Here is a 19,693-nt window from a genome sequence, read left to right on the forward strand (position 1 = left end):
GGATGCTTCGCCGCCTGGTCCTGATCCTCACGCTGCTGGCGCTCGCGCCGGCGGCGTGGGCGCAGAGCTTTCCCACATTCGATGACAAGGGCGTGGTCGATGCGGCGAACCTGCTCGATCCTGCACAGGAGCAGGCGCTCAGCCAGAAACTGATCGCGCAGAAAAAAGCGAGCGGCCGTTCGCTCGTCGTGGCGACAATCCCCGATCTTCAGGGCTATGACATAGCCGACTATGGTTATCGCCTGGGTCGCGCCTGGGGCATCGGCGACAAGGACAGCAACGGCGCGCTGCTGATCGTCGCGCCGGCCGAGCGCAAGATACGCATCGAGGTCGGCTATGGCCTGGAGGGCGTGCTGACCGATGCGCTGTCCTCGCAGATCGTTCGCAACGCCATCGCCCCGCGTTTCAAGGCCGGGGACATGCCGGGCGGTATCGATGCAGGCGTCGATCAGATCACCGGCCTGCTGGCCCTGCCACCGGACGAAGCCAAGGCGCGCGCAGCGGCGGCCGAGGCGGACGCCCGGAAACAGGATGACGGGGACGGCGCGATCATCGGCTTCTGGATCATATTGTTCATCATCTTCTTCGTGGCCCTGCCGCTGCTGTCGCGCGCACGGGGCGGGACACGCTATCGCCGCGGCGGCGGAAGCGCCCCGATCATCATCTGGGGTCCGGGAACCGGCAGTTCCGGATGGGGATCGGGCGGCGGTTCCGGATGGGGCGGATCGAGTTGGGGCGGCGGCGACAGCGGCGGCGGCTTTTCCGGTGGCGGCAGCTTCGGCGGCGGCGGCGCGTCGGGAGATTGGTGATGCAGCTTCATCTGACGCAGGCCGATCACGAATTGGTTTCGAACGCCGTGACCGAGGCGGAAGCCCATACGTCGGGCGAAATCGTGACCATCGTCGCACGACGGTCCGACAGCTATCATGATGTCGGCCTGAGCTGGGCAGCGGCGGCAGTGTTCATCGCGCTGGCGCTGATGGCCGCATTTCCGGCCTATCTCCGCGCCTTCCTGTCAGCGCTGTTGCTCGACTGGGAGCATGAGCTGGCCGACTGGAAGCTGCTGATGGGGCTGCTCGGCCTTCTCATCCTCAAATTCCTGGTCGTACGCTATCTGCTGGCGATCATGCCGCTGCGCATGGCCGTGACGCCGCGCGCGACCAAGGCGCGGCGGGTGCGACGACGCGCCATCCTGCTGTTCCGCACCGCCGCCGAAGCGCGCACCCTCGGTCGCACCGGGGTGCTCATCTATCTCTCGCTCGACGAGCATCGGGCCGAAATTGTCGCCGACAGGGCGATCAACGAGAAGGTCGCGGCGGAAGCCTGGGGCGACGCAATGGCAGCGCTGATAGACGCGATCCGCGCAGGCCGCGCCGGCGAGGGATTGGCCGATGCCGTGCGACAAGTAGGCGTCGTGCTGACCGCCCACTTCCCGCGTGCCGACGACGACATTAACGAACTGCCCGATAGGCTGATCGAATTATGACCGATCCCGACCGAACCGCGCCCGAAGAAGTGATGTGGACGGGGCGTTTCATCACCGCCAAGAAGCGTGGCAAATGGGAATATGTCGGCCGCGCGCGCGGTATCCACGCCGCCGTCATTCTGGCGATCGACGACACGGATGATGGCCCTCACGTTCTGCTGGTGGATCAGTATCGTGTGCCTCTGGGTCGACGTTGCATCGAACTGCCCGCCGGTCTCGTCGGCGACGAAGAGGAGGGCGAGGAGGCCGGCATTGCGGCCGCGCGCGAATTGGAGGAGGAAACCGGCTTCCGTCCGGACCGCCTCGAATCGCTTGGCCAGTTCTACAGCTCGCCAGGCATGGTGTCGGAGAGTTTCACCCTCTTCCGCGCGCACGGCCTGGAAAAGACCGGCGCGGGCGGCGGAGTAGACGAGGAGGATATTCACGTCCATCGCGTACCCCTCGCCACCCTGCCCGACCAGATCGCCATCTGGCGCGAACAAGGCTATGCGATGGACGTGAAGCTCCTGCTGCTTCTCGGTACGGGCATGGTTGCCTGACGCATCTTCGTTTCAGCCCCGCTCGGACATCGGGACTGATAGCGTCAGCGCCACATCACGGCACGCGATACCATCCGGCCACACGGTCGAGCGCCAGGGTCAACACCAGTTTCCCCGCCCGACTGGGCCAGCCCAGCGCCTTTTCCGCAGCGTTCAGCCCCTCGCCTGCACAGGCGACGCGCCACAATATGTCGGCAAGGCCGGGACCAGCGGCGCGGATGGCGCCATCGAACCGTTCGCGCGCCGACAGCTGGGCCAATGTCGGATCGGCAGCCCCTCCCCCACCAATGGCGCTGCGCGGCGCCGCGTCCCACCGCATGGTGACCCGCGCGCCCAGTCCGGCCCTTTCCCAATCCCGACGCAGCAGGTCGCCCGCCAGATAGTGGCGCTCGCTCAAATGCCCCCGTGCATGGAGCCAGGCGAGCGGCGATTCGCCGACATGCACCAGCACTAACTGGGTCCGGCCTTCCGGGTCTTCGATCATCTGCTCGACATGGGTAGCGACCATCTGCATCTCCTTGCTGACGGGATTGGACATGCAGGGCCTTGCCATGTGGGATAGTTTGTAGGAAAGAGAAAACCAAATAGGTTCTATTTCGAGGTGCAGATGATTACCCGTATCCGCGAGGTCCGCAAGGCCAAGGGGCTTACGCTTGAACAGGTCGGCGCGTTGTGCGATCCACCCACAACGGCCCAGACGATCGGGCGGCTGGAAACCGGCACGCGCACCGTCTCGGTCAAATGGCTCAACCGAATCGCGCTGGCATTGGGCGCCACCACCGCCGAACTGGTGGCTTTGCCGGGACAAGCCGACATAGCGGTCGCCGCTTTGCTCGGGCCGGATGGCGCGCGCGCGCCGACGCGGCCGCTCGCCTTCCCATCGCCGCTTGCCTCCGACGGGATGGTCGGCGTGCATGTCAGCGCCAGTATCGGCGATTATCGCAGCGGAGACGCGATCTGGTGCCGCCGCATCGCCCCCGACGAGTTTTCGGGCGCGCTCAATCGCGACATATTATTTCCCCGTCCCGCCGGCCGTTTCCTGTTCGGGCGCCTGATCGGCCGCGAAGGCGACCGCCTGCAACTGCTGCCGCTGGGCGCTGGTGCGCGGCAATTGGTGCTGACCGACCCGCCATGGGCCGCGGTGGCGGTGCAACTCGTCCGACGCCTCTAGCCAAGGCGGTACGAGGCTGCTTAACCATCCGCTAAACACTATGCTGCGAAAGAGAGGCCATGGCGCTCAACGTCCTTATGCTATCGACCCTCTTTCCCGACATCAGCCGACCCAATTTCGGCGTATTCGTGGAACGGCAGGCGCGCGAACTGGCAAGTCGGCCCGAAGCGGACGTCACCGTGGTCGCGCCCGTCGGCCTGCCGCCGTGGCCATTGTCGCTGGCGGCGCGCTATGCCCCCCTGCGCGCGCTGCCGCGCAAGGAACGCTGGCGTGAACTGACGGTCTATCGGCCGACCTTCCCCATCATCCCCAAATTCGGCGGCCGCACCAATGTCGGCGCCATGACCCGCGCCATCCTGCCCCTGGTCAAACGATTGCACGCCGAAAAGCCGTTCGACGTGATCGACGCCAGCTTCTTCTTTCCCGATGGCCCGGTGGCCCAGCGCCTGTCGAAAGCGCTGGGCATTCCCTACTCGGTCAAGGCGCGCGGTGCGGACATCCATTATTGGGGCACGCAAAGCGGCACGCGCAAGATGGTGCTGCAAGCGGCAGACGGCGCGGCGGGCCTGCTCGCCGTATCGGACGCGATGCGCCGGTCGATGGCGCGGATGGGGATCGATGCGGACAAAATCCGTGTCCATTATACGGGCGTCGATCTCGACACATTCGAGATGGGCGACCGCGATGCCGCCAAGGCCGCGCTGGATTTCAGCGGCCCGGTCCTGCTGTGCGTCGGCGCGCTCATCCCGCGCAAGGGGCAGGATCTTCTGGTGCGCGCGCTCCCCATGCTGCCGGATGTGACGCTGTTGCTGGCAGGCCAGGGCGCCTTCCGGCGCACGCTGGAAAATCTGGCGCAGGAACTGGGCGTGGAAAGGCGCATCGGCTTCCTGGGATCGGTGCCGCATCACAAACTGCCCCGTATCTATACGGCGGCCGACGTGATGGTGCTGCCGTCCGAATCCGAAGGGCTGGCCAACGCCTGGGTGGAATCGCTCGCCTGCGGCACGCCGATCGTCATCACCGACGTCGGCGGCGCACGCGAGTTGCTGGATCGGTCTGAAGCCGGTCGGATCGTCGCGCGCGAACCAGAAGCGATCGCCGAGGCGATCAGAGCGATACTGGATGCCCCGCCTGCGGCGAAAGATGTGCGGGAGGCAGCGCTGCGCTTCACCTGGACCGCCAATGGCGACACTTTGCTGGCCCATCTTCAGGCGATCGCGGGAAAAGCGGAAACCTAGTCCCAGAAGCGCAGCAGCCGGGCTCTGCCATCCGATGTCGGGAAATGGCCGCCGTCGAAGGGCACTTCCCCCCAACGCCAGGGCGTCAACTCCTGATAGGCCGGGTTTGACAATGGCGCGTGACGACGCAGGTTGAGCAGCCGCCCCGCGCCTTGATAGACCGATAGCCGGGCATGTTCGCGATAGATGTCCGCCGCTCGCTCGTAATGAAAGGCGTCGTGCCATCCCATGGCGCGCGCAATCTGCGTCACGATCCACCAACCCGGTCGCGCTTCACCCGGCAGACCAAAAACTGACCGCTGTCGGCTGATCAGCCGATCTGCGCCGGTGATCGTGCCGTCGCGCTCCAGCAGTCCAGGCATCGGTATCGCCAGATCGATACGATCCGCCATCGCGGGATCGAGCCGGTCGCCGGCAAAGAGTGTGAAAGGACGATTGTCGGGAAAGGCATCCAGCAAGGCGGCGGGCGCATCCCCGAGCATCAGCAGCACCTTGATAAGGCCATCGCCGATCGCCTCGCGCAACGCATCTCCAGACAGGCCGGGCGTCACGACCACTCTGTCCGTCGACCAGAAACGACTGACGGAAGCCAGCGCATCTGCCGAAAAATCCCGATGCGCGGCCAAGGCCGTTGCAATGCATCCGACTTCGCGCGCGCCCATGGCGTTGGGCGCCCCGGGCAGCGCGAAAGGCGCCGCACCAGGCTGACCGATCCTGCCGGTGACGAGGTGCAGGGCCAGGATCGCCTCCGCCGCGCGCGCATCCCCGTCCCCAACGTCGGGATCGAACATTGTCACCATGCGCGGCGCGCGCGCGGACAACTCCTGAAACTCCCGTATCGCCGCGATCGGCAGGCCGGTCATGCCCGCCACCGACCATAGGTCGTGCCCCGGCCGCAGCGCCTCCCAATAGCCGTCCGGCACCGCTACATTTTTCGCGACGAACGACCGATCCAGCAAGTCTGCGTCGTGCAAGTGCAACAACAGTCCGCCCAGCAATGTGGCGACGCTGCCGGACGCCGGCGCCAGATGAAGGTCCGCAGGCAGAAGCCGCGCGCCGGGATCGGGATCGACGATCACGAGTTGCGTGCCCCTCTCCTCCCGCGCCATGGCGACCCGGTGCGCCAGCACCGGATGGCGCCGCAGCACGCCCGCACCGATTGCGAGGATCAGCTCCGCGCCATCGACATCCTCGCCGCTCGCGGGCATAACATCTTCACCGAAGGCCGCAATCTGCGCACGCGTAGCGATGTTATGCCACGGGACATCGATATGCGCCGAACCGATGAAACCCTTCATCAGCTTGTTGGCCGCGAAATAATCCTCGGTCGGCAGGTCGCCTGCGACATGGAGTGCAACACTTGCGGGACCATGCTGGGCGATGATGTCGGACAGGCGACGCGCGGCATGGGCGATCGCGCGGTCCCGGCCGACGCGCTTGCCGGCCAGCAACGGATGCAATAGCCGGCCATCCAGTCCCGTGTCAGCGGCAAGCGCCTCGCCTGCCGGACAGAGCCAGCCCATATTGGTCGGGTGAATGCGGTCGCCCTCGATGAAGACGCCCCGCGCATCGTCGTCGCTCAGGGCAGCCATGGCCCGCACGCCACACCCCATGGCGCATCGGCCGCATAGCGTCTTAATTGCCGTCATCATCGCGCATGTAACCGATCGAGATGTCGGGAAAAAGATCGCAAAGCGCGTTCGCGGTTGAGTTGCCCGACGATGCGGCGCAAAAAGGCCGCATGATGCGCGCCCTCCTTCGATCCTTCGCCGCTATGCTCATTCTGGCGCTGTCCAACCCGGCCGGCGGCGCGAATGAACGCGGCCCGCTGGTGCTGGCCGCCGCCAGCTTGCAGGATGTGCTCGCGGTTGCGGCGGTCGAATGGGCGCGACAGGGGCATCCGCAGCCGATCCTCTCCTTCGCCGGTTCATCCGCACTGGCGCGTCAGATTCGGGCCGGGGCGCCAGCCGACCTGTTCGTTTCCGCCGACGAGGATTGGATGGACGTCGTCGAGAAGGCAGGCTCGGTCCAGGCCGGCACGCGGGCGGACATCGCCGGCAATCGGCTGGTCCTGGTCTCCCCCCTCCGTCAGCCGGTACGGCTGACGATAGGTCGGGACATGCCGATCGCCAAGACGCTGGGTTCGTCGCGGCTCGCCATGGCCGACCCGGACAGCGTGCCAGCCGGCAAATATGGCAAGGCCGCGTTGACGACGCTTGGTGTCTGGGCGGCGGTAGCGCCCAAAGTCGTGCGTTCGGAAAATGTCCGCGCCGCGCTGGCCCTGGTAGAGCGCGGCGAAGCGCGGCTCGGCATCGTCTATGCGACCGACGCGCGCGCGTCGCGCAAGGTGCGGATCGTGGGGATCTTCCCGCCCGCCAGCCACCCGCCTATCCGCTATCCCGTTGCCCGGCTCAAGAACAGCCGGCACGCTGATGCCGACGGGTTCCGCCGCTTCCTGCTTTCGCCCAAGGGGCGCGCCGTGCTGACGCGCTACGGCTTCACCGCGCCTTGATCGCCCCCCTGTCGCCTGACGAATGGATCGTCCTGGCCCTGTCGCTCAAGGTCAGCCTGGTCGCCGTCGCCTTGAGCCTGCCGATCTGCTTCTTCCTCGCCTGGATATTGTCGCGCTGGCATTTCCCGGGAAAATTGCTGGTCGACGCGTTGGTCCATCTGCCGCTGGTGCTGCCGCCCGTGGTAACCGGATGGCTGCTCCTGTTGCTGTTCGGCATGAACGGACTGATCGGGAGTTGGTTATCCCAAGTGCTGGGCGTCACGTTGTTGTTCCGCTGGACCGGCGCAGCGCTCGCTGCCGCCATCATGGCGGTGCCGTTAATGGTGCGGGCTATCCGCCTGTCGATCGAGGCGATCGACGGGCGGCTGGAGTGTGCGGCTGCGACCCTGGGCGCCTCGCGGATGCGGATTTTCCTCACCATTTCCCTGCCGCTGGCGCTGCCCGGCGTGCTGGCCGCGGTCGTGCTGGGCTTCGCCCGGTCGCTGGGCGAATTCGGGGCAACGATCACCTTCGTGTCCGACGTGCCGGGAGAAACCCGCACCCTGCCCATCGCCATTTACGCCGCCATGCAGATGCCGAACGGGGAGCCGATCGTCACCCGCTTCGCCATAATATCGATCCTGCTGTCGCTCGGCGCGTTGATGCTATCGGAAATATTGGTGCGGCGGATCGCGCGGGGAGGACGTCATGTCATTTGACATCGACGTCAAACGGACGGTCGGAGGGCGATCGATCGCCTTATCCTGCAGCACGGAATCTCCGCTGGTAGCGCTGGTCGGCCCATCCGGCGTTGGCAAGACCAGCGTCCTCGATATGGTCGCCGGGATCGCCTCGCCCGACCGGGGCCGCATCGCCGTAGCCGGACAGACCTTGTTTGACAGCGACGCCGGGATCGACATCCCCGCCGCGCAACGGCAGGCCGGATACGTCTTTCAGGATCGTCGCCTGTTCCCCCATATGCGCGTGCGCGCCAACCTGGCATATGGCCGGCGTGCTGCCACCACGATGAACATGGACGATGTGCTCGCCTTCCTGGGCATCGGACATCTGCTCGACCGATGGCCGCACAGCCTGTCCGGCGGTGAGGCGCAGCGCGTAGCCATCGGGCGGGCCTTGCTATCCGGTCCGCGCTTTTTGTTGCTGGACGAACCCCTGTCGTCGCTCGATCGTGACCGCAAGGCGGATATTCTGGACGCGATCGACCAGATCCGTGGACGCAGCCCGATCCCGATCCTCTACGTCACGCACGATATCGGCGAAGCCGAGCGGCTTTCCGCGCTGGTCGTGACCATGCGCGAATAGCATTAGGCCTGTTCCTACTCTCCTGCGACAGCCGCATCCTGCCTGTTTCGCCATAACCAAGCCGTTGTCGACCGATAGGCCTTTCCACGTCGCCTTCCGCATATTAGAGGGGCGCATCCCCGGGGGGCCGCTCATGCGCGGCTGAGAGGTGGTCAGCAGACCACGACCCGCTGAACCTGATCCGGCTGATACCGGCGTAGGGAGGGCAATGCGGCACGCCGCACGTCCCTCCAGTGGAGTGGACGTGTGACGATGACGATTGATATGATCCATGTTGGCCGTGCGGCGCTGGCGACCGCGCTCCTCTTTTCCGCTCCTGCGGCATGGGCGGCGGAAGCCGACGAACCGGATCGCGCGACCATAGAGGTCACCGGCTATCCCGATCCGCAAGGCCTGCTGCCCGATCAGAGCGCGCCCAAGGCGGTCAGTTCGATCGCCGAAGCCTTCATCAGCAAGCAGGCGCCGACGCTCAACGCCTTTCAACTGGTCAATCTGCTGCCCGGCGCGAATGTGTCGTCCAGCGACCCCTATGGCCTGTCCGCGACGTCCAGCCTGACGCTGCGCGGTCTCGGGCAGGACCAGATCGGCGTGCTGCTGGAAGGCGCGCCGCAAAATGATATCGGCTATTATTACGCCTATCCCTCCCAATTTGCCGATGCTGAAAATGTGCGGCAGATCGCGCTGGCGCAGGGCGCGGCGGACATCGATGCGCCGGTCGTGGCGGCGGCGGGCGGCACGCTGTCGCTGACGCTGGCCGATCCCACGCCGCAGATGGGCGGGCTGGTCAATCTGTCGGTCGGTTCCTACAATCAGCGGCGCGCCTTCCTGCGGTTCGACACGGGGGAGATCGGGCAGAGCGGCCTCAAGGCGTTCGTCTCCTATTCCAATAACCGCGCGGATAACTGGCGCGGGGCGGGCTTTGACAAGCGCCAGCATATCGACGCGAAGCTGCTGCACGAATGGGGGGCGGGCAATCGCGCCAGCCTGGCCGTCTCCTATAATGACGCGATCACCTCCACCTATCCCAGCCCCACCATGGCGGACTGGAAGGCCAATGGGCGTGGCTTCAACTTCACGAAGCGCTACAGCGATGGCGACACCAGCTATTGGCGGCTTTATCGCGCCCCGTTCCGCAACCTCTATTTCGCCGCGCCGGTGCATCTGCAACTGAGCGACGGGCTGACCTTCGACAGCAGCGCTTATCTGCAAATGGGTCACGGCAACTCGCCTTACGGCACGCAGCTCGCCACCACCGGCAATTATCTGGGCACGGAGGAACTGACGCAGCCGATCGCGCTGCCGGGCGCCGTGGACGGCGTGGCGACCGTGCTGGGCAACTGGACCGGCAAGCAGCGGCGCGTCGGCGATGTGAGCAAGCTGACCTTGCAGGCGGGCGTTCACAGCATCACCGCAGGGCTGTGGTTCGATTATGGCACCGACCGCGTGACCCAAAGCTATACGTCGATCGATGCGAACGGGCGGCCGGTCGATGTCTGGGGCTATCAGGACAAGGCGATCCGCACCGCCGATGGGCGGCTGCTCGCCTATGAAAATCAGCGCACGGTCACCGTGACCAAGGGCTTCTTCCTGGCGGACAGCATCGCGGTCACGCCGCGCCTGACCGTCGATCTGGGCTTCAAGGGCGTCAGCCTGTTGCGCAACGGCCGCAACTATCTGCCGGGGCCGCAGTCCAAAGTGCATGTCGACAGCTTCGCCGCCTTGCCCCGCGCGGCGGTCCATTATCGGCTGGACGATCGGCAGCAATTGTTCGCCAACGTCACCACCAACTTCCGCACGCCCAATGAGTTCGCGCTCTACAACAGCTATTATGGTGGCGAACTGGTCAGCCAGGGCACCGGCGCGCTCAAGAATGAATATAGCGTCTCGCAGGAACTGGGCTATCGCTATATCGGCCCCAACCTGTCGCTTTCGCTGACCGCCTTCCACTATCGGTTCCGCAACCGGCAAGTCGCGACGGTGGTCAATAGCGGCGGGGCGCTGGTCAATTCGACCATCAATGGCGGCAGCCAGACCGGCTATGGCCTCGATGGCGAGATCGACTATCGCCCGGCCAAGGGCTTCAGCCTCTATGCGTCGGGCGAATATCTGCACACGCGGCTGAACGACGACCTGCTGGTGGGTGGCGACCTGTTGCCGACCAAGGGCAAGCGCGCCGTCAGCAGCCCGCGCGTTCAGTTTGCGGTCGGCAGCACCTATGACGACGGCCGCCTGTTCGGCAGCACCGCGCTCAAATATGTCGGCCGCCAATATGCGACGTTCATGAATGACGAGAGCATCAAGGGCTATGCCACGCTGGACCTGGCGATCGGCGTGCATCTGGCCGGGCTGATCGACGCGAACGCCATGGACCTTCGGCTGAACGCGATCAACGTCACCAACCCGCGCGTCCTGTCCGGCGTGTATGCGATCAGCAGCAATGCGCGCGATACGATCGGCCGCAACGGCACGCTGATCGCGGGTTCCGCCCCCAGCTATTATATCGGCAGCGGACGCGCGTTCGTGGCGACGCTGTCGCGGGCCTTCTGACCATGAGTGGCGGCCATCGCGTGCATGGCATGGGAACGGCGCTCGAAGCGCCGACATGGCCGGCCATCACGCGGGCCGAGGCGGAAATCGTGCTGGATCGCTTTCCCGGTGCGGGGCGGCTGATCGACCTTAACTGGCATTCGCCGCGTCCCTTTTCGGCGGCGACGCTGATCGACACCGATCGGGGCGCCTATTTCCTCAAGCGCCATCATCAACGGCTGCGCACGCCCGCCGCGCTGGCGGAGGAACATGGGTTCATGGCGCATCTGCGGGCGGCGGGCCTGTCGGTGCCCGATGTCATGACGGCGGCGGACGGGACGGGCGCCATCGCGCTGGGTGCTTGGACCTATGAACTGCACCGCGATGCGCCGGGCATCGACCTGTACCGCGACCGGCTGTCCTGGACGCCCTTCCTGACGCCGGGCCATGCCTGTGAAGCCGGTGCGGCGCTGGGACGGCTGCACCGCGCCGCGCAGGATTTCGCGTCGCCCGCGCGCGGCGACCATCCGCTGATCGCCAGCTTCACCATCCTACCCGCCCGCGATCCTCTAGCGGCCGCTAACGCCTATGTCGCGGCCCGTCCGGCGCTTGCGCGCTATCTGGCGGCCAAGCCCTGGAGGCAGACATTGGCGCGCCTGTTCGCAGCGCTGGGCGAAGGACTTGCCGAGCGGCTGGCTGGGCAGGCGCCGCTCTGGACTCATGGAGACTGGCATCCGTCCAATCTCCTCTGGTCAGCCGAGGGCAAGGTCGACACCATCTTCGACTTCGGCTTGGCGACCCGCACCTGCGCGCTCCACGATCTCGCCATCGCGATCGAGCGCACCGCGTTCCGGTGGCTGGACATGGGGCAGGACGACGCGCTGGGGGATGTCGACGCAGCTCTGGCGATCCTGGCCGGCTATGGGACGATAGTGCCGCTCGACCGCGCCGATGTGGACGCGCTCGTGCATCTCCTGCCGCTGGTCCATCTGGAATTCGCCCTGTCGGAAATCGACTATTTCGCCGGTATCGTCGGCGATCCCGATCAGGCAGCCGTCGCCTGGCAGGATTATCTGGTCGGCCATGCCGACTGGTTCCTGTCCGCACCAGGGCAGGATTTTTCGCGTCGGTTCGCGCGAGAGGCGATGGCCTGATGTCGATACTGGAGATCGTCGCCGTCGCCGTCAGCTTCATCGGCATATGGCTCACGGCGAAACGACGCATGTTGTGCTGGCCGGTCAATCTGCTGGCCTGCGCCCTCTATTTCAAGATTTTCCTCGACGTCCGCCTCTATGCCGACATGCTGTTGCAATCGCTGTTCGGCGTCGCGATCCTCTATGGCTGGCTGCGCTGGGCGCGGGGCCGGGACGATGCCGGAGAGGTGGTAGTGATGCCTCTCCCGCCCACGCGGACCGCCGCTAATCTGGCTGCCGGCGCGATCGGCGCCATCGCCATCGGCTGGTTCATGCATCGCTTCACCGATGCGGCGCTGCCCTGGATGGATGCGGCGCTCAGCAGTTTCAGCCTAGTCGCCCAATATTGGACCGCGCGCCGCCATGCCGCGAGCTGGCTGCTCTGGATCGCAGTGGACATCGTCTATGTCGGCATGTTCGCTTTCAAGGATTTGCGACTGACGGCCGGTCTTTATGCAGCGATGATCCTGTTGGCCGCCATAGGCTACAGACGTTGGGCGAAAGCGACAGAACGATCGTAGGAATCTGTAGGGCTGCTCTCAACGGGCTTGCGGAAGAGACATCCGCGGCCGGCAGCACAATGGTCCACACGTGCCGCCGCCGGCGATGTCAAATTTCGGCGGCGCCACGGGCAGATCCGACACAGCATAAGTCGCTGCAGGAGGTAGCCAACAGGCGCTCACGAAAGAGATGAACGCCGCGCCTTACGCCTTCTGGCAGGCCACGATCGCGTCGATCACCGACAATGTTTCCTGCGGATCGCGCACACGCACTGTGTCGAGGCCCAGTTCCTTGGCCGGATAGTCGTTGCCGCCCGGAAAGATCGCGTCGCCGATGAACATCATGGCGTCGAGCGCAATGCCGCTCGCGTCGCGCAGTTTCTTAAGGCCGTAGGCCTTGTCCACGCCCTCCCGCGTGATGTCGATCGATGTCGCGCCGCCCATATTGATCGACAGGCCCGGCAGGCGCGTGTGCAGGTCTGCCTGGATCACCTTACGCTTTGCGAAATCCGGGTCCCATGTTTCCTTTGCGTGGATCGGCGCCTGCTGACCCAAAGCGGAGAAGGTAATCTGGCTGCCGCGATCCTCGATCCGTTCACCCCATGTCTGTTCGGGCACAAAGCCGGTTGCTTCCAACGACGCATCAAATGCCTCCAGAATCACCCGCTTCTGTTCATCGTCGAACAGTTCCGCATAAACCGGCGTCCAGGCACCCTCCTGATGGGTGTAGAGCTTCGTACCCGTCGTCGGCATCAGCCACAGGCGAGACCGATCGGCCTCTCCCGGCAGGCGGCTCGCCACCTGCTTGTCGAACTGTGGCCAGTCCCCACCCGAAATCACGGCAACATGGGCGACGCCCAACAGGCGGGTGAGCGCTTCGGCCATCGCGTCCCCCAATGGTTGCTTGCTCTCCGCCAGAGTCCCATCGAGATCGAACGCTATCAGTTGCTTCATGTATCAGGTTCCTAAGAGGCAGATCGCATATGCACCGGCGCCTAACATCGAAGGCTGGAGCAGGCAAGCGGCTGCAAGTTCGCCTTCATCGCCGGCCTCGCATCGAGACAGAAGAAGGCTTTCTAATTGGTTTGACTTCCATATAACGTTCCGAGAACATCGGCATCGTTGCTGCCTGGATGCCATAGCCAATGAAAATGCTGGTTCAGTGTCAACCATATGGACGCGATACGGTATGATGGCTAGTCCATGTTCGATTGCAACGATCATGCTGCAAGTCTGGGGATTTTCGTGAAAGAATTGACGGCTTTTGACTTTGACGAAGCGCCGGTCGAAATCGCACAACCCCGTACCGCTCTGCGGATGGCGTCCCAGCCCCACCGGCGCGTGCCATTTTCAAGGGCCTCGATCGCCATCATGCGCGAAAGCATCGACAAGAGGCATGGCTTTCCGTCCACTAGTGGCGCGGTTTCGCGCGAGGGCAAGGACTGCTCCATCCAAGCTTTCAGCCCGAACGGCGTGAGTGCCCCTCACCCCGGAGATAACCCATCGGTTATCGCAGCAGCAGCCCGATCGAATTGAACGCAAACTGATTTTTCCGGCCGGCAAGGCCTCCAGCGGCGCCTGGACGATTCCTCCACGGAGCAGTTGGCGGGCTTCGGATATTTTTTGAAGTGGATTCTGACATGGGCATATGGCGATTGTTGAAACGAAAAGTACGTCAGAGAGGATATGATTCCACAACAGCCTATACCCGTTATTTAAATTCCCGCCTGAAGGCGAGAAAGGGCGATCGTGAACTCGCCTTTGCCGAAGCGATCGGGGCGACCTCCATGGAATTGTTCCGGGAGCAGGGCGACGGGCATGTCAGGGTGCTGAAACACCATGGGCTCGCCGATGGCATGGCGGTCTTCGATTTAGGCTGCGGATGCGGGAGAACCGCGCAGGCGCTGCAGCGCAACGGGTGGAGCGGCACATATACCGGCACGGATGTCGTCGATGGCCTGATTGGAGAACTCAGGGAAAAATGCCCAACCTATGAAGCCTATGTGCACCGCCAGCCGACAATCCGGGCTGCATCGGGCACAATCGACATGCTTTACCACTGGTCTGTTTTCACGCATCTGTCGGTCGAAGAATGTTTTCTCTACATGGAAGACAGCTTCCGCGCCCTGAAGCCGGGGGGCAAGTTGATCTTCTCATTCCTGGAAATCAACGAACCCTTGCATGGCGTTGTTTTCGACAACCGTGTCGAAACCCTGCGCAGGGGCAATCAAAACCCGTTGCTGGACACTTTTCTCCATCGCGACTGGATTACCTTATGGGCGAAAAGGATCGGCTTCACCTCTCCACGCTTCACGGATGGCGATGACGATACGCAGCACGGCGCATTCTGGCAGACCTTGGTCGCCATGGAGAAGCCAGGCTCCTGACACGGGCACCGACGCTAATTCGATGCCCCTCCCTGCGAGCCCCGCGGATCGCACGGAATGGAATAGTCGAAGATTGCGCCGGCCAAAATTTCGCCACGTTCGCAATCGACGCCTTGAGATCGTCGATCATATGAAGAATGGGATGTGGCGAAATCCGAACTGTGCGGTATGCGGCAATGCAGCACGAAAGCGCTGGACGAGCCTCCCTGCGGAATATATTGAGACAGATAGCAACACATTGACTGAACTGGGAGGCAAGCATACCCGTGGCCGTCAATACTCTGGAAGCTCCGCCTTCTGAACCTGCGCCTACAGTCGGTAAGACGGTCGCCCTGCTGGTTGGCGCCAGCCATGCCAATGCTCTGAAAAGAGCGAACGAAACGTTCGAGACAGACACATCCAGTTTCGTTTTTCGCGTTTTAGCACATGGCACCGACGGGCTGCCGGGCGGCGCGACCGTCTTCCGGGCGGACGGGCAGCCAATGCTCTCGCCCATCATCCATAAAGCTTTGGCGACATATCGACGGCGCAAGCCGACCCCCAGAGTTTGGCTGGTTTCGGCACTGAGCGGCAATGAGGCCAATCGGCTGTCCCTGCTTCGCCATCCCGAACCGTTCGATTTTGTCGACCCTTTCCATCCGGGCGAGCCGGTCGATCCGACCGCCAGGTTGTTGCCCTATGACCTTCTCGTCGATGTCATGCAGCGCCATCTGGAGGGGCTTGAACGCGCATTGGGCCTGTTCGTGCGGCAGTCCGTGGAGGGCGTCGTGCAAATTGCCCCCCCGCCCCCGCTGCGCGGGGCCGAGCAGGTCCGCGGCCTGCTGTCCGAACGCACGATCAATGCGGCGCTCCGGCGGGGCGCCACCAAAGACGACATCGAGATATCGCCGGACAGTTCGCGGCTGCGCATGTGGCGCCTGGAATCCAGGGTGACCCAGGCCATTTGCGAACGCTTGGGAGTACATTATCTGGCTCCCACGAACGCGTTGATCGATGATGACGGATTTCGTGGACTCGATTCGGCCGGAGACGCAATCCACGGCAACGCCAAATGGGGTACGGCCATACTCGATGAGGCGGCGAATCTAATAAAGGCCCAGCAGGAAGGTATTGCTCATGGCTGACCGCGACAGTCATTCCACATGTCCGTTCCGCTCACTTCCAGCAGAGGCATATTGGCGAAAGGCGTTGGTGCAGACGCCAGCGAAGGATGTTAATCCCGCAAGCAAGCCCAGCTTCAGGATTGCTCAGACGGATGCGGTCGCGACGGCTGGAAGCTGTTTCGCGCAACATATCGCACGTCATTTGGTCGGCGCGGGCTATAACTATTTCATTCCCGAAAATGCGCATCCCATCGTGCCGCCTGACCTAGGGAAGAAATATAATTACGGGACGTTTTCGGCCAGGTTCGGAAACATATACACGCCGCGCCAGCTTCTACAGCTGTTCCACCGGGCATATGGGTCGTTTCAACCGGCCGAAGATGTCTGGATCGAGGGCGATCGCTATTACGACCCTTATCGCCCCCTAATTCAGCCGCAGGGATTCCCTGACGAAGCGAGTTACCTGGCGGATCGCCAGGAACATTTCGCAGCGGTCCGGCGGATGGTCGAAGATTGCAATGTTTTCGTATTTACGCTCGGATTGACCGAGGCCTGGGTATCGCGGATCGATGGAGCGGTGTTTCCCGTGTGCCCCGGTTGCGGCACAGGCACGTTCGATCCCGATCGATATGAGTTTGTGAATTTCACTGCGTCTGAAACTGCCAGCGACCTTCGTCTGGCGCTGGAATTCATTCGCGCCAAAAATCCCGACGTCCGCTTTGTCGTAACCGTATCGCCAGTGCCGCTTATCGCAACCGCCGCGCATCGCCATGTTCTGGTATCGACCACATATTCGAAAGCCGCCCTGCGGGTGGCGGCTGAAGAAGTGACGGCCGCCTTGAGCGACTGCGAATATTTCCCATCATACGAGATTATCACGGGCGCCTATAGCCGTGGCGCATATTTTGACGATGATTTGCGGGAAGTGAAGCCGGAGGGCGTCGCTCATGTCATGCGTTGCTTTGCAGAAACCTTCCTTGATCGATCGGCAAAAGCGGCCTCTCCCCGTAAAGCCGGCAAAAAAGTACGGCCGATGTCGGCGGTTTTGAACGACATCATCTGTGACGAAGAAACGCTTATCGCTGCCGAATGAATATATTGGCGAGGACAGATCACATGCCTTTTAATTCACGCCTGATCTGCCTTGGCCTGATGATGTTATCCGTCGTATTTTTGGGCTCGACAACGGCAGTGGCAGCCTCTTCCCCTCAATCATTGACGATCCGTGTTGCGCCGGGCAGCGCGATCTCCACTCTTGCGGCCGGCATTGCGGAATTTCGTCGCCGCTATCGAGGCGAAGCCGAAGTCCGGATTGCGGTTGCACCGGGCGTGTATCGCAACGAAACCGTCGTACTCGATCCTTTTGCCCCCAGTATCCGACAGATTGTCATAGCCGGCAGCGGAAAGACCCCGGATCAAACCATTTTTGATGGCAGCATGGTCGCGCCGAGTTCACTTCCAAAAAGCTGGCTAAGCATAAAAGCACAATATGGCAGACCCAGTAATGTTATAATAGAAAATATAACGGTGAGAAATTACCGCCAAGCCATTATTTTCTATGGCAGCAAGCAAAACGCAGCCAAGTGGAATGGTGGAAATATAGTTCGTAATATGTCTTTTAGAAATATCGGCGTTTTCGGCAATAATCCTGGGAAAAGCTTTAGCGCCATTATTTTAGTAAATTCGAGAAATAACATTATTTCAAATAATTATTTTTTCAATATCGAGAATGTAAATAGCTGCCGAGGCATGCATTCAATATATTTAAGATCCATGTCATCAAACAACAGGATTGAAAACAACATATTCGAAAAAGGTTGCGGCGATCAAATCAAATTCAGAGATGCTTCAAACAACAATATCGTCTCTGATAATACATTCATAAATCAGTCTGGATTTGCTCTCGCAGTCGATTCTTATTGCGTGAAGGGCCGTGAAGGCTGCGCTACAACAGAATGTCCTTCCAAGGGCAACAGCGTCTTGCGTTCGCGTGTCAAGTCAACCGACCCCACCCTCGCGGCCCCGTCGACAGTCCGCACCGTCGGCCCAGCGGCGCAACAGCATTGCGAAGCCTCATTCTCCCCTCGTCTTTCGGGCAAACAGACCCTGCTTGAGCGTATCAACTGATTGGCATTCAAACCAAGATACTGGCTTCCACTTTGTGATGATGCGCTGCAACGCCGGAGCGTGGAGGCTCCTATTCACCAATGCGGCAGCGCCGATCACGGCCAGACGCCAAACGCCACTGGACATTAGGCGATCAAGCGACGTCCCCTGCCCTCACCAACAGGCGCAATCCCAGCGATCCATCCAATATGACAAGCATCGCTATCGCGGACGGATCCGCTTTCACCTCAAGCACTTCCGCCATGCCTCAACCCACTGCAAAAGGCCCCCACGCGCCGCCGGTCCGGCATGGCACTGACCCAGCATAACCGCCGCGCGACGGCTCTCGTTACGGCCATCAATGTTCGGGAATGAAACAATTTTGCCCCAAAAACTAGGGCTTGCAATAGGGGGCGTATCGGTCAAAAGCTTTTGTGCAATCGGAGGATTACAGTGCCAGAGCAGCCGGTCGACAGTCACATTGCCATTCATCCCGTTATTCTTTCCGGTGGATCTGGCACGCGGCTTTGGCCGTTATCGCAATCAAAACGTCCCAAGCAGTTCATCCCGCTTATCACCGACAAGACGATGATGCAGGATACGGCGTTGCGCTTGCCCGCTCATGAAGGCTTTGCCGAGCCGATCATTGTTTCCAGCGCTGGACATGCCGACACGGTCATCGAACAGATGCGTGATATGGATATGCCGCCGAGCGCGGTTTTCCTGGAGCCCGCCGGCCGAAACACAGCGGCCGCGATCACCTTGCCGGCTCTGTGGCTGCTGGAACAGCAGGACGATGCGCTCATGCTGGTCATGCCTTCGGATCATGTCATCGCCGATGTCGACTCGTTCCGGCGGGCCATAGCCCTTGCACTGCCTGCCGCGGCTGATGGGCAACTTGTCGTATTCGGGATACACGCCGCTCATGCCGAAACCGGTTATGGATATATCGCACAAGGCGCCCCGCTTCCTGGGATGCCGGGCGTGTATGAAGTGGCGAAATTCGTTGAAAAGCCTACTCTGGCGGTAGCGGAAACATTTGTTGCGGACGGGGGATATCACTGGAACGGGGGCATTTTCCTGCTCTCTGCTCGCAGCTATATTGAAGAGCTTCGGCAATGGGCTCCTGAAGTGCTTCGCGCGTGCACCGAAGCGCTGTCGAATGCGCGCAGGGAAAATCCGCTGGTTTATCCCGAAGCATCTGCATTCCTGTCATCGCCTGATCTGTCGATCGATTATGCGGTCATGGAAAAGACACAGAAGGCGGTCGTGGTTCCCGTTGAAATGGGATGGTCGGATGTCGGGTCCTGGGAAGCTCTATGGGCGGTCCGCGACCGGGACGAGAATGGCAATTGTATCAAGGGCGCCGCGTTGACCGTGGATGCGCAGCGCAATCTTCTCTACGTCGAAGACGGTCCCCCGATCGCGGCGCTGGGTTTAGAAGACATGATTGTCGTGTCGACCGCCAGCGGTATATTGGTGATGCCCCGCAGCCGATCGCAAGACGTCAAGAAGGTGGTCGAATTGGTGAAGTACGGCCATTTCAATGCCTCCGATCCTGCCCCGTCGCTATGATGAAGGCATGATGACGCCGAAATGCACGCATCTCGACCTCCGGGACATGGCATAG

At 62.3% G+C, this 19,693-nt stretch carries 20 protein-coding genes and 1 riboswitch; of the genes, 17 read left to right on the forward strand and 3 right to left on the reverse strand.

What is annotated here, in order from left to right:
• Positions 1-2: 2 nt before the first annotated feature.
• Genes K9B33_RS05650 through K9B33_RS05660 form a run of 3 tightly spaced genes read left to right on the forward strand, consistent with a single transcriptional unit; the run spans position 3 to position 2,025 of the window.
• Positions 3-809, forward strand: coding sequence for a TPM domain-containing protein (locus K9B33_RS05650; RefSeq protein WP_224547301.1), 807 nt, complete (start codon positions 3-5; stop codon positions 807-809).
• A complete protein-coding gene (locus K9B33_RS05655; RefSeq protein WP_224547304.1) occupies positions 809-1,486 on the forward strand; it encodes a TPM domain-containing protein in 678 nt (225 codons plus the stop codon). The genes K9B33_RS05650 and K9B33_RS05655 overlap by 1 nt, the downstream gene beginning before the upstream one ends.
• On the forward strand, positions 1,483-2,025 hold the full coding sequence (locus K9B33_RS05660; RefSeq protein WP_224547306.1) for an NUDIX hydrolase: 543 nt from the start codon (positions 1,483-1,485) through the stop codon (positions 2,023-2,025). Before K9B33_RS05655 ends, K9B33_RS05660 begins: the two co-directional genes overlap by 4 nt.
• Before the next feature lie 55 nt (positions 2,026-2,080).
• On the opposite strand, the gene K9B33_RS05665 is transcribed toward K9B33_RS05660, so the two are convergent.
• Positions 2,081-2,533, reverse strand: a complete 453-nt coding sequence (locus K9B33_RS05665) for a DUF6456 domain-containing protein (protein WP_224547422.1) — start codon at positions 2,531-2,533, stop codon at positions 2,081-2,083.
• A 99-nt stretch (positions 2,534-2,632) separates the two neighbouring features.
• Here K9B33_RS05665 and K9B33_RS05670 point away from each other — a divergent pair, with 99 nt between their 5' ends.
• Together K9B33_RS05670 and K9B33_RS05675 are read left to right on the forward strand one after the other, a co-directional pair.
• Positions 2,633-3,196, forward strand: a complete 564-nt coding sequence (locus K9B33_RS05670; RefSeq protein WP_224547308.1) for a helix-turn-helix domain-containing protein — start codon at positions 2,633-2,635, stop codon at positions 3,194-3,196.
• 59 nt (positions 3,197-3,255) lie between these two features.
• Positions 3,256-4,434, forward strand: coding sequence for a glycosyltransferase (locus K9B33_RS05675; RefSeq protein WP_224547310.1), 1,179 nt, complete (start codon positions 3,256-3,258; stop codon positions 4,432-4,434).
• Here K9B33_RS05675 and K9B33_RS05680 read toward each other — a convergent pair.
• Positions 4,431-6,083: a molybdopterin oxidoreductase family protein gene (locus tag K9B33_RS05680; RefSeq protein ID WP_224547423.1), complete on the reverse strand. Its 1,653-nt coding sequence runs from the start codon at positions 6,081-6,083 to the stop codon at positions 4,431-4,433. The genes K9B33_RS05675 and K9B33_RS05680 overlap by 4 nt on opposite strands.
• 92 nt (positions 6,084-6,175) lie before the next feature.
• Between K9B33_RS05680 and modA the strand changes: the two genes are divergently transcribed.
• From modA to pnuC, 6 genes are all read left to right on the forward strand, one after another.
• Entirely contained in the window at positions 6,176-6,946 is a 771-nt protein-coding gene (gene modA / locus K9B33_RS05685) for a molybdate ABC transporter substrate-binding protein (protein ID WP_224547312.1), read from the forward strand.
• Positions 6,946-7,644 (forward strand): molybdate ABC transporter permease subunit, encoded by a 699-nt coding sequence (gene modB / locus K9B33_RS05690; protein ID WP_224547424.1) that lies wholly within the window; start codon positions 6,946-6,948, stop codon positions 7,642-7,644. The genes modA and modB overlap by 1 nt, the downstream gene beginning before the upstream one ends.
• Positions 7,634-8,248 (forward strand): ATP-binding cassette domain-containing protein, encoded by a 615-nt coding sequence (locus K9B33_RS05695; protein WP_224547314.1) that lies wholly within the window; start codon positions 7,634-7,636, stop codon positions 8,246-8,248. Before modB ends, K9B33_RS05695 begins: the two co-directional genes overlap by 11 nt.
• A 110-nt stretch (positions 8,249-8,358) precedes the next feature.
• Positions 8,359-8,468: riboswitch (TPP riboswitch) on the forward strand.
• Positions 8,469-8,500: 32 nt separating this feature from the next.
• Complete coding sequence (locus K9B33_RS05700) at positions 8,501-10,795, forward strand: TonB-dependent receptor (RefSeq protein WP_224547316.1); 2,295 nt, start codon at positions 8,501-8,503, stop codon at positions 10,793-10,795.
• Positions 10,796-10,797: 2 nt separating this feature from the next.
• Positions 10,798-11,928, forward strand: coding sequence for a phosphotransferase enzyme family protein (locus K9B33_RS05705; protein ID WP_224547318.1), 1,131 nt, complete (start codon positions 10,798-10,800; stop codon positions 11,926-11,928).
• Complete coding sequence (pnuC, locus tag K9B33_RS05710) at positions 11,928-12,488, forward strand: nicotinamide riboside transporter PnuC (protein WP_224547320.1); 561 nt, start codon at positions 11,928-11,930, stop codon at positions 12,486-12,488. The genes K9B33_RS05705 and pnuC overlap by 1 nt, the downstream gene beginning before the upstream one ends.
• A gap of 183 nt (positions 12,489-12,671) precedes the next feature.
• Here the strand turns inward: pnuC and K9B33_RS05715 are convergent, their stop codons facing one another.
• Positions 12,672-13,421, reverse strand: a complete 750-nt coding sequence (locus K9B33_RS05715; protein WP_224547322.1) for an HAD-IIB family hydrolase — start codon at positions 13,419-13,421, stop codon at positions 12,672-12,674.
• Positions 13,422-13,670: 249 nt separating this feature from the next.
• Here K9B33_RS05715 and K9B33_RS05720 point away from each other — a divergent pair, with 249 nt between their 5' ends.
• From K9B33_RS05720 to K9B33_RS05745, 6 genes are all read left to right on the forward strand, one after another.
• Positions 13,671-14,003: a hypothetical protein gene (locus K9B33_RS05720; RefSeq protein WP_224547324.1), complete on the forward strand. Its 333-nt coding sequence runs from the start codon at positions 13,671-13,673 to the stop codon at positions 14,001-14,003.
• Between the two features lie 104 nt (positions 14,004-14,107).
• A complete protein-coding gene (locus K9B33_RS05725) occupies positions 14,108-14,854 on the forward strand; it encodes a class I SAM-dependent methyltransferase (RefSeq protein WP_224547326.1) in 747 nt (248 codons plus the stop codon).
• A 266-nt stretch (positions 14,855-15,120) separates the two neighbouring features.
• A complete protein-coding gene (locus K9B33_RS05730; protein WP_224547328.1) occupies positions 15,121-15,978 on the forward strand; it encodes a hypothetical protein in 858 nt (285 codons plus the stop codon).
• Positions 15,971-17,050 carry a GSCFA domain-containing protein gene (locus K9B33_RS05735; protein ID WP_224547330.1) on the forward strand — a complete coding sequence of 360 codons (1,080 nt, stop codon included), beginning with the start codon at positions 15,971-15,973 and terminating at the stop codon, positions 17,048-17,050. The genes K9B33_RS05730 and K9B33_RS05735 overlap by 8 nt, the downstream gene beginning before the upstream one ends.
• 23 nt (positions 17,051-17,073) lie before the next feature.
• On the forward strand, positions 17,074-18,084 hold the full coding sequence (locus tag K9B33_RS05740) for a right-handed parallel beta-helix repeat-containing protein (RefSeq protein ID WP_224547333.1): 1,011 nt from the start codon (positions 17,074-17,076) through the stop codon (positions 18,082-18,084).
• 432 nt (positions 18,085-18,516) lie between these two features.
• Complete coding sequence (locus K9B33_RS05745) at positions 18,517-19,638, forward strand: mannose-1-phosphate guanylyltransferase/mannose-6-phosphate isomerase (protein WP_224547335.1); 1,122 nt, start codon at positions 18,517-18,519, stop codon at positions 19,636-19,638.
• Positions 19,639-19,693 lie beyond the last annotated feature (55 nt).

The sequence above is a fragment of the Sphingobium sp. 3R8 genome (genome assembly GCF_020166615.1).
GTDB lineage: Bacteria > Pseudomonadota > Alphaproteobacteria > Sphingomonadales > Sphingomonadaceae > Sphingobium > Sphingobium bisphenolicum.